Genomic DNA, 9,644 nt, shown 5'->3' with positions numbered 1-9,644 from the left:
CCATATGTGTGATTTTTTTCAGATAATCTTAATATAACAAATAAACAAAACTATTGCAAGGGCTTACAAGGTAAATGGGCTTTTTTTACCAAATTTTACTAAGTATGAAGTATTTGCTAATTACTTAGGAAATTACAGTGGATGTAAGCGTAACTCAAACTAGTCAGGCGTATGACTTTATGGTATAATATAGAAGATTCAAAAAGAAACAGGAGAAATGTTATGAACCTTATTTTAGCAATTGTATTGATTCTTTTAGCTTTTCTAGGAGGAGCTCTTGGAGGTATGTACTTGGTGCGCAAGCAAATCGAAAAAGAATTTGCGGATAACCCACGTTTGAACGCAGAAGCAGTTCGTACTCTCTTGAGTGCAAACGGTCAAAAGCCAAGCGAAGCAAAAGTACAACAAGTTTACCACCAAATCATTCGCCAACAAAAAGCAGCCCTTGCTAACAATAAAAAGAAATAAATAGGAAAAGTCTGGGATGAAAGTTCCAGACTTCTCACTATGTTTGACTGATATATAGAGACAAGACTTTTTCCTTGCATTCTATTGATAATTGATTATGATTAAGAGGGAGACAGTGGGGAGCTACCCAGTCTGTCAGCAATTTCAGGAAGAAATGAATAATAATGAACTATCAATCAGAAAAATAAGACTAGAAAGAAGACTGTATGGATAATCGACCGATTGGTTTTTTGGATTCGGGCGTTGGAGGTTTGACGGTTGTACGTGAACTCATGCGCCAGCTTCCCCATGAAGAAATCGTCTATATTGGAGATTCGGCACGGGCTCCTTATGGTCCCCGTCCTGCTGAGCAGATTCGTGAATATACTTGGCAACTGGTCAACTTTCTTTTGACCAAGGATGTTAAGATGATTGTCATTGCTTGTAATACAGCAACGGCAGTCGTCTGGGAAGAGATTAAAGCTAAGTTGGATATTCCGGTGTTGGGTGTGATTTTGCCTGGTGCATCAGCAGCCATCAAAGCGAGTCAAGGTGGGAAAATCGGTGTGATTGGAACTCCAATGACGGTAAAATCAGATATTTATCGACAAAAGATTCATGATCTAGACCCAGATTTACAAGTGGAAAGCTTGGCCTGCCCTAAGTTTGCTCCTTTGGTCGAGTCAGGAGCCCTATCGACCAGTGTGACCAAGAAAGTTGTCTATGAAACCTTGCGTCCCTTGGTCGGAAAAGTAGATAGCTTGATTTTAGGCTGTACCCATTATCCGCTCCTTAGACCTATCATCCAAAATGTCATGGGGCCTAAGGTTCAGCTGATCGATAGTGGAGCTGAGTGTGTGCGTGATATTTCTGTCTTGCTCAATTACTTTGAGATTAATCGTAGCCGAGATGCGGCGCCCCTTCAACACCGTTTTTATACAACTGCAAATAGCCAAAGTTTTGCCCAGATAGGAGCAGAATGGCTGGAAAAAGAGATTCATGTGGAGCATGTAACATTATGACAAACAAAATTTATGAATACAAGGACGACCAGGACTGGTATGTCGGGTCCTACAGTGTTTTTGGTGGCATTCGGACTTTGACGGATGATGAGTTAGAGTTTCCGCTATTTGATTTGGCCAAAATCTTTCGAGATGAGGAGCGAGGATTTCCACTTTCAGTCACTGTTTTACGATATGGTTCAGCCTACCGCTTACTCTCTTTTGTAGTAGATATACTTAACCAAGAAGCAAATCGAAACTTGGAAGTCATTCAACGCCAAGGTGCCTTGCTCTTAGTTGAAAATGGACAACTTCTGCATGTAGAATTGCCTAAAGAAGGAGTCAATGTTCAAGACTTTTTCGAGACAAATAAAGTCAGAGAAACCTTGCTCATAGCGACTCGTAACGAAGGGAAGACCAAGGAATTTCGTGCTATCTTTGACAAACTGGGCTATGACGTAGAAAATCTCAATGATTATCCAGACCTGCCTGAAGTAGCAGAAACGGGTATGACCTTTGAAGAAAATGCTCGCCTCAAAGCTGAAACTATTTCTAAATTAACAGGAAAGATGGTTCTAGCAGATGATTCTGGTCTTAAAGTCGATGTGCTTGGTGGTCTCCCAGGTGTCTGGTCAGCTCGTTTCGCAGGAGTGGGAGCCACTGACCAGGAAAACAATGCTAAACTCTTGCACGAATTAGCTATGGTTTTTGAACTCAAGGACCGTTCAGCTCAATTCCATACAACCTTGGTCGTAGCTAGCCCAGGTAAGGAAAGCTTGGTTGTCGAAGCTGACTGGCCAGGTTACATTAACTTTGAACCTAAGGGTGAAAATGGCTTTGGTTATGATCCACTTTTCCTAGTAGGAGAAACTGGTAAATCATCGGCTGAATTAACCCTTGAAGAAAAAAATAGTCAATCCCACCGTGCCTTAGCCGTTAAGAAACTTTTGGAGGTATTTCCATCATGGCAAAGCAAACCATCATTGTAATGAGTGACTCACACGGAGATAGCTTAATTGTAGAAGAAATTCGTGACCGCTATCTGGGGAAAGTCGATGCTATTTTTCACGATGGTGACTCGGAACTTCGCCCAGATTCACCACTCTGGGAAGGAATCCAGGTAGTCAGAGGAAACATGGATTTTTACTCAGATTACCCAGAACGTTTAGTGACTCAATTAGGTCCAACTAAGATCATCCAGACTCATGGGCACTTATTTGATATTAACTTTAATTTCCAAAAGCTTGATTTCTGGGCCCAAGAGGAAGATGCTGATATCTGTCTCTATGGTCACTTGCATGTGCCAAATGCTTGGATAGAAGGGAAGACCCTATTTCTAAATCCAGGTTCTATCAGTCAACCACGTGGAACCATCAGAGAATGTCTCTACGCTCGTGTGGAAATTGATGACAGCTATTTCAAAGTGGACTTTTTGACACGTGATCATGAGGTTTATCCTGGCTTATCCAAGGAGTTTGCTCGATGATTGCCAAAGAATTTGAACTCTTTTTGCTGGAGCAAGAGGAAACCTTTTTGACTCCTGCTGAAAATTTGGCTGTGCTCATTGATACTCACAATGCAGATCATGCAATTCTCCTCCTTAGCCAGATGACTTATACACGAGTTCCAGTAGTGACTGCTGAAAAAAAATTTGTTGGGACCATAGGTCTTAGAGATATTTTTGCATATCAAATGGAGCAGGATTTGAGTCAGGAAGTCATGGCGGATATGGATATTGTTCACATGACAAAGAAGGATGTCGCGGTAGTTAATCCAAACTATACATTGACGGATGTTTTACATAAGCTAGTGGATGAGTCTTTCCTGCCAGTCGTTGGTAAGGATGGCCTTTTCCAAGGGATTATCACGCGGAAGTCAATTCTCAAGGCTGTCAATGCCCTCCTGCATGACTTTAGTAAGGAATATGAGATTCGAAGCAAATGAGAGAATGGATTTTAACATTTTTAGAAGAAAAGCAAAATCTATCTAGTAATTCTAAACAGTCTTATAAATATGACTTGGAGCAGTTTTTAGATCTTATTGGAGAACGAATTTCTGAGACAAGTTTAAAAATCTACCAAGCTCAACTATTAAATTTTAAAATTAGTGCCCAAAAGCGTAAAGTTTCCGCCTGCAATCAATTTCTTTACTTTTTATATCAGAAAGGAAAGATTGGCACCTTTTATCGTTTGGAATTGCCGAAACAGGCTGAGAAAAAACAAGTCAAGTCAGAGCTTTTAGACTTGAGTTCTTTCTGGCAAGAAAGTACCTATCCAGAAGGGCGTTTAATAGCCTTATTGATAGTTGAATTGGGCCTCTTGCCTAGTGAAATTCTAGCCATAAAAATAAGTGATGTGAATCTAGATTTTCAAGTGTTGAGAATCAATAAAGCCTCTCAACAAAGAATCTTGAGTCTTACCACAAAATTACTTGCAGAGTTAGAACCCTTGATGGGACAGACCTACATCTTTGAAAAAGCTGGGAAGCCATACTCTCGTCAATGGGCCTTTCGTCAGTTAGAAGCCTTTCTAAAGGAAAAAGGTTTTGCAGATTTATCGGCTCAAGGATTGAGAGAACAGTTTATACTGAGACAAATTGAAGAGAAGGTTGACTTGTATGACATCGCCAAAAAATTGGGATTAAAAACAGTCATGACCTTAGAAAAATATAGATAATGGATATTAAATTAAAAGATTTTGAAGGGCCTTTGGACTTGCTCTTACACTTGGTTTCAAAGTATCAGATGGATATCTATGAGGTACCGATTACAGAAGTTATTGAGCAGTATCTAGCCTACATATCAACCTTACAAGCCATGCGTTTAGAAGTAGCAGGTGAATATATGGTGATGGCTAGCCAACTGATGCTGATCAAAAGTCGTAAGCTCTTGCCAAAGGTTGCGGAAGTGTCTGATTTGGAGGATGACCTTGAACAGGACCTTCTTTCTCAAATCGAAGAATACCGCAAGTTTAAACTTTTGGGAGAGCAGTTGGAAGTGAAGCACCAAGAACGAGCTCAATATTACTCAAAAGCACCGACAGAGTTAATTTACGAAGATGCTGAACTTGTGCATGATAAGACCACGATCGATCTTTTCTTAGCCTTTTCAACCTTACTGACCAAGAAAAAGGAAGAATTCTCGAAAAACCATACAACCATTTTACGAGATGAGTATAAGATTGAGGATATGATGGTCATTGTTCGGGAAGCCTTGGTAGAAGGGCAACAACTATGCCTACAGGATTTGTTTAAAGAAACCAAGGATTTGCAAGAGGTTATTACACTTTTTTTAGCAACCTTAGAGTTGATTAAAACCCAAGAAATTCTCTTGATTCAAAAAGAGAGTTTTGGAGATATTTATCTCATAAAAAAGAATGAGGAAAATCAAGTAGAGCAAAGTCAGGCTTGATTGAGAGGAAGTATGAGTACTTTAGCAAAAATAGAAGCGCTCCTGTTTGTGTCAGGTGAAGATGGGATTAGGGCTCGTCAGTTAGCAGAGCTCTTATCGTTACCACCAACAGGGGTTCAGCAGAGTCTTGAAAAATTAGCCAAAAAGTATGAAAAAGACCAGGATTCTAGTTTGGCCCTGATTGAGACAGGAGGTGCCTACAGATTGGTAACCAAGCCTCAATTTGCAGATGTTTTGAAGGAATATTCTAAGGCGCCAATCAACCAGAGTCTATCTCGGGCTGCGCTTGAAACCCTGTCCATTATTGCCTATAAGCAACCTATCACACGGATAGAGATTGATGCTATTCGGGGGGTTAATTCAAGTGGAGCGCTAGCTAAGTTGCAAGCCTTTGACTTGATAAAAGAAGACGGGAAAAAAGAGGTTCTTGGACGCCCTAATCTCTATGTAACGACGGATTATTTCCTAGATTACATGGGCATTAACCACTTGGAAGAATTGCCCGTGATTGATGAGCTTGACATTCAAGCACAAGAAAGCCAATTATTTGGTGAAAGGATAGAAGAAGATGAGAATCAATAAATATATTGCCCACGCAGGTGTGGCCAGTAGGAGAAAAGCAGAAGAGTTGATCAAGCAAGGATTGGTGACGGTTAACGGCCAAGTGGTTCGTGAACTAGCAACGACTATCAAGTCAGGCGACAAGGTCGAAGTTGAAGGCCAACCCATCTATAACGAAGAAAAGGTCTACTATCTGCTCAATAAACCACGCGGTGTGATTTCCAGTGTGACAGATGACAAGGGTCGTAAGACTGTTGTAGATCTCTTACCTAATGTTAAAGAGCGTATTTACCCTGTGGGACGTTTGGACTGGGATACATCTGGAGTTTTGATTTTGACCAATGATGGAGACTTTACAGATGAGATGATTCACCCTCGTAATGAGATTGATAAGGTCTATGTTGCGCGTGTGAAAGGAATTGCCAATAAAGAAAATCTTCGTCCTTTGACTCGTGGAGTTGAGATTGATGGCAAGAAGACTAAGCCAGCTGTTTACGAAATTCTCAAAGTAGATCCAGTAAAAAACCGCTCAGTTGTTCAGTTGACCATCCATGAAGGGCGCAATCACCAGGTCAAAAAGATGTTTGAAGCAGTTGGACTTCAAGTAGATAAGTTATCACGGACACGTTTTGGACACTTAGACTTGACGGGTCTTCGTCCAGGAGAATCACGTCGTCTCAATAAAAAGGAAATTAGCCAACTACACACCATGGCTGTAACAAATAATAAATAATGAAAAAAATCTTAATTGCGCCAGTGCGCTTTTACCAACGCTTTATCTCGCCAGCCTTTCCACCGTCTTGCAGATTTGAGCCTAGCTGTTCAAACTATATGATTCAGGCTATTGAAAAGCATGGATTCAAGGGAGTTTTGATGGGCTTGGCTAGGATATTACGTTGCCATCCCTGGTCTGAAATGGGTAAAGATCCAGTACCAGACTACTTTTCATTAAAGCGAAATACAAGAGAAGAAGGATCACATTTGTGATTCTTTTATTGTTATAAGAGTAAGTTACTTGGTAAAATGTTGATTTCCACTACCTTTCTCCTATAAAAAGTGGTAAAATGGTTGAAAGAAAGAAGGGATAGAAATGACAACATTATTTTCTAAAATCAAAGAAGTAACAGAACTTTCCGCTATCTCAGGTCATGAAGCACCTGTTCGCGCTTATCTTCGTGAAAAATTAACACCTCACGTAGATGAAGTGGTGACTGATGGCTTGGGTGGTATTTTTGGGGTTAAACACTCTGAAGTTGAAAATGCACCTCGTGTTTTGGTAGCCTCTCACATGGATGAAGTTGGTTTTATGGTTAGCGAAATCAAGCCAGACGGGACCTTCCGAGTAGTTGAAATTGGTGGTTGGAACCCTATGGTTGTCAGCAGCCAACGCTTTAAACTCTTTACACGTGAAGGACGTGAAATTCCCGTGATTTCAGGGTCTGTACCGCCGCATTTGACTCGTGGAACTGGTGGACCAAGCATGCCAGCTATTTCAGATATTATCTTTGATGGTGGTTTTGCGGACAAGGCTGAGGCTGAAAGTTTCGGTATTCGTCCTGGGGACACAATCGTTCCAGATAGTAGTGCAATCCTAACAGCAAACGAAAAAAATATCATCTCAAAAGCTTGGGACAACCGTTACGGCGTTCTTATGGTTAGTGAATTGGCAGAAAACTTGTCAGGTCAAAAACTAGGAAATGAACTTTATCTTGGTGCCAATGTCCAAGAAGAAGTTGGACTTCGTGGTGCTCATGCATCAACAACCAAATTTGATCCAGAAGTATTTCTAGCAGTTGACTGTTCACCAGCAGGTGATGTTTATGGCGGTCAAGGTAAGATTGGTGACGGAACCTTGATTCGTTTCTACGATCCAGGACACTTGCTTCTCCCAGGTATGAAGGACTTCCTATTGACAACTGCTGAAGAAGCTGGAATCAAGTACCAATACTACTGTGGAAAAGGTGGAACGGATGCAGGTGCAGCTCATCTGAAAAATGGTGGTGTACCTTCTACAACAATCGGTGTTTGTGCCCGTTATATCCACTCTCACCAAACACTCTATGCTATGGACGACTTCCTTGAAGCTCAAGCTTTCTTACAAGCCTTGGTGAAAAAATTGGATCGCTCTACTGTAGATTTGATCAAAAATTATTAAACTGAAAAGATGGAGGTGATAGGTATGGAAGAACCAAACCTAGAAACCTTGATACGGGACCTTTACAATCATGCCCGTCAAAACTTGAGTGAAGATTTAGTGGCTGCACTCCTAGAAACTGCTAAGCAGTTGCCCAGCACCAATGAACGCTTGCTTGCAGTCCGACTTTCAGGGCTAGTCACACTTGAACTACTCAAGAATCCCAAGACTCCTGCGCCAGAGTTAGTCAATCTGGCCCGCTATATCCAAAAGGAAGAAGCTAGGTACAAGGGCGCAGCTGCCTCTTCCATTATGATTGGAGAGCTATTTAAAATGCTTTGATTCGTTCGAATCAAAGCATTTCTTTATCTTAAATTTGTTCAGCCAAAACTTTTTCAGCAAGGTTCATAGCGTGGTCTGACACACGAGTGTAGTGTGAAATAATATCAATAAAGTTGACACCAGCTTGGGTAGAACATTCACCGTTGTTGAGACGTTTGATGTGTGTCTTACGAAGGACGCGTTCCATCTTGTTGATGGCTTCATGGCGTTCAATAAGAGCTTGAGCTTTTTCAAGGTCATTGTTTTCAACACTCTCAAGAGCATCTTTAACGAACTCACTTGTTTGACGGTAAATATCCTCCAACTCTTCTAAGGCTGAGTTAGAGAATTGAACATTCTTGCGTTGCAAGTAGTCATTAAGATTAATTAATGCTTCTGCGTGGTCTCCGATACGTTCCAAGTCACGAGAAGAGTCAAGAATGTTGGTTAAGACTTCACTCTCTTTTTGACTCAATGCTTCACTAGAAAGAGTAATGAGGTAGCGCGTTAATTTCTCATCGATCGTATTGATAGCTTCTTCAGTCTTGTGTCCTTTTTCAGCTACTTTTTCGTTAGAATTGATAATGTAGTCGTAAGAAAGGTCAAATGCTTTTACAGCATAGTTTCCTAGGTGCAAGAGTTCTTTCTTGGCATTTCCTAGAGCGATAGAAGGAGCTTGCTTGATGAGTTGTTCATCCAGGTAAAGAGGTTCGTATTTAACAACTTCGTCTTCACCAGGGATAAGCTTGGTTACCAAGAAGGCAAGTGCTCCGATGAATGGAAACTGAATGATTGTGTTTGTAATGTTGAAGGTTCCGTGGGCAAAGGCGATGGTCATTTCTGGAGCCAGATTTAAGAAACTCTCAAACCATTGGATTAAAGATGTAAATGGAACCAGGAAGATAATACAGATCACAGTTCCGATAACGTTGAAGGCAACATGGGCTGCTGCCACACGTTTGGCTGCAATATTCGCACCTAAAGAAGCGATAATAGCAGTGATGGTAGTTCCGATGTTATCCCCAAAGAGAACTGGTAGAGCTCCTTGAAGGTCAATCAGATTGCTAGCATAGAGATTTTGTAGAATTCCGATGGTCGCTGAGGAGGCTTGAATCAGAAGGGTTAAACTTGTTCCGACAAAGACACCTAGGATTGGGTTTTTACTCAGTTCTACCATGTAGTCCTTAAAGACTTGTAAATCCTTCAGGGGTTCCATGGCACCACTCATAAGATTGAGGGCAAAGAAGATACCACCGACACCAAAGAGGATTCGTCCGATATTGTTTATCGAGCGATTTTTGGTAAAGAAGAGGCAGACAGCTCCGATAAAGAGCATCGGTAAAGCATAGTCTCCCAATTTAAATCCTATGATAAAGGAGGTGACGGTTGTTCCAATATTGGCCCCCATGACAATCCCAATAGCCTGACGCAAGGTCAATAGTCCAGCACTAACCAGACCAACTGTAATAACTGTAACACCTGAACTCGATTGAATCAGGGCAGTCATCCCAATTCCAACTAAAATTCCAAAGAAAGGATTGCTGGTATATTTGTCAATGTAAAATCGAAGACGATCTCCTGCAGCTTGTTGCAGGCCGTCCCCCATGGTCTTGATACTATACAAGAATAGTCCCAGACCACCTAAAAAGTGAAATACAATTTCCTGCCAATTAATGGACATTTCTTTTTCCTCCGAAAAATAATCGCGGAATCTCTCCCATTCTATTTTAAAGGATTAAGAGCGATCTAACAAGTAGTAAATGATCTTTTT

13 protein-coding genes are annotated in these 9,644 nt (G+C 41.1%); 12 read left to right on the top strand and 1 reads right to left on the bottom strand.

Annotated features, from left to right (window positions below; translation table 11 throughout):
- Positions 1–222 precede the first annotated feature (222 nt).
- The 12 genes from SINDD18_RS05655 (at position 223) to SINDD18_RS05600 (ending at position 7,894) form a co-directional block, all read left to right on the top strand.
- On the top strand, positions 223–468 hold the full coding sequence (locus SINDD18_RS05655) for a YneF family protein (RefSeq protein WP_001048970.1): 246 nt from the start codon (positions 223–225) through the stop codon (positions 466–468).
- A 206-nt stretch (positions 469–674) separates the two neighbouring features.
- The gene (racE, locus tag SINDD18_RS05650; RefSeq protein ID WP_049503242.1) at positions 675–1,469 is read left to right on the top strand and encodes a glutamate racemase; all 795 of its coding nucleotides are present in this window, start codon (positions 675–677) and stop codon (positions 1,467–1,469) included.
- Complete coding sequence (locus SINDD18_RS05645) at positions 1,466–2,437, top strand: nucleoside-triphosphate diphosphatase (RefSeq protein ID WP_061863415.1); 972 nt, start codon at positions 1,466–1,468, stop codon at positions 2,435–2,437. Before racE ends, SINDD18_RS05645 begins: the two co-directional genes overlap by 4 nt.
- A complete protein-coding gene (locus SINDD18_RS05640) occupies positions 2,413–2,934 on the top strand; it encodes a metallophosphoesterase (RefSeq protein ID WP_061863414.1) in 522 nt (173 codons plus the stop codon). Before SINDD18_RS05645 ends, SINDD18_RS05640 begins: the two co-directional genes overlap by 25 nt.
- Positions 2,931–3,392, top strand: a complete 462-nt coding sequence (gene cbpB, locus SINDD18_RS05635; protein WP_061863413.1) for a cyclic-di-AMP-binding protein CbpB — start codon at positions 2,931–2,933, stop codon at positions 3,390–3,392. Before SINDD18_RS05640 ends, cbpB begins: the two co-directional genes overlap by 4 nt.
- Positions 3,389–4,123, top strand: coding sequence for a site-specific tyrosine recombinase XerD (gene xerD / locus SINDD18_RS05630; RefSeq protein ID WP_061863412.1), 735 nt, complete (start codon positions 3,389–3,391; stop codon positions 4,121–4,123). The genes cbpB and xerD overlap by 4 nt, the downstream gene beginning before the upstream one ends.
- Entirely contained in the window at positions 4,123–4,857 is a 735-nt protein-coding gene (locus SINDD18_RS05625) for a segregation/condensation protein A (RefSeq protein ID WP_061863411.1), read from the top strand. The genes xerD and SINDD18_RS05625 overlap by 1 nt, the downstream gene beginning before the upstream one ends.
- 12 nt (positions 4,858–4,869) lie before the next feature.
- Positions 4,870–5,439, top strand: coding sequence for an SMC-Scp complex subunit ScpB (gene scpB, locus SINDD18_RS05620; RefSeq protein WP_061863410.1), 570 nt, complete (start codon positions 4,870–4,872; stop codon positions 5,437–5,439).
- The gene (locus SINDD18_RS05615) at positions 5,426–6,151 is read left to right on the top strand and encodes a pseudouridine synthase (RefSeq protein WP_016466836.1); all 726 of its coding nucleotides are present in this window, start codon (positions 5,426–5,428) and stop codon (positions 6,149–6,151) included. Before scpB ends, SINDD18_RS05615 begins: the two co-directional genes overlap by 14 nt.
- On the top strand, positions 6,151–6,405 hold the full coding sequence (gene yidD, locus SINDD18_RS05610; protein WP_061863409.1) for a membrane protein insertion efficiency factor YidD: 255 nt from the start codon (positions 6,151–6,153) through the stop codon (positions 6,403–6,405). The genes SINDD18_RS05615 and yidD overlap by 1 nt, the downstream gene beginning before the upstream one ends.
- Positions 6,406–6,508: 103 nt before the next feature.
- Positions 6,509–7,573: a glutamyl aminopeptidase gene (gene pepA, locus SINDD18_RS05605; protein ID WP_061863408.1), complete on the top strand. Its 1,065-nt coding sequence runs from the start codon at positions 6,509–6,511 to the stop codon at positions 7,571–7,573.
- A gap of 24 nt (positions 7,574–7,597) precedes the next feature.
- On the top strand, positions 7,598–7,894 hold the full coding sequence (locus SINDD18_RS05600) for an enterocin immunity protein (protein ID WP_061863407.1): 297 nt from the start codon (positions 7,598–7,600) through the stop codon (positions 7,892–7,894).
- A gap of 28 nt (positions 7,895–7,922) precedes the next feature.
- On the opposite strand, the gene SINDD18_RS05595 is transcribed toward SINDD18_RS05600, so the two are convergent.
- Positions 7,923–9,554, bottom strand: a complete 1,632-nt coding sequence (locus SINDD18_RS05595; protein WP_061863406.1) for a Na/Pi cotransporter family protein — start codon at positions 9,552–9,554, stop codon at positions 7,923–7,925.
- Positions 9,555–9,644 lie beyond the last annotated feature (90 nt).

Source organism: Streptococcus infantis (assembly GCF_001579645.1).
Taxonomy (GTDB): domain Bacteria; phylum Bacillota; class Bacilli; order Lactobacillales; family Streptococcaceae; genus Streptococcus; species Streptococcus infantis_E.
This window is presented reverse-complemented; position numbering and strand designations above follow the sequence as displayed.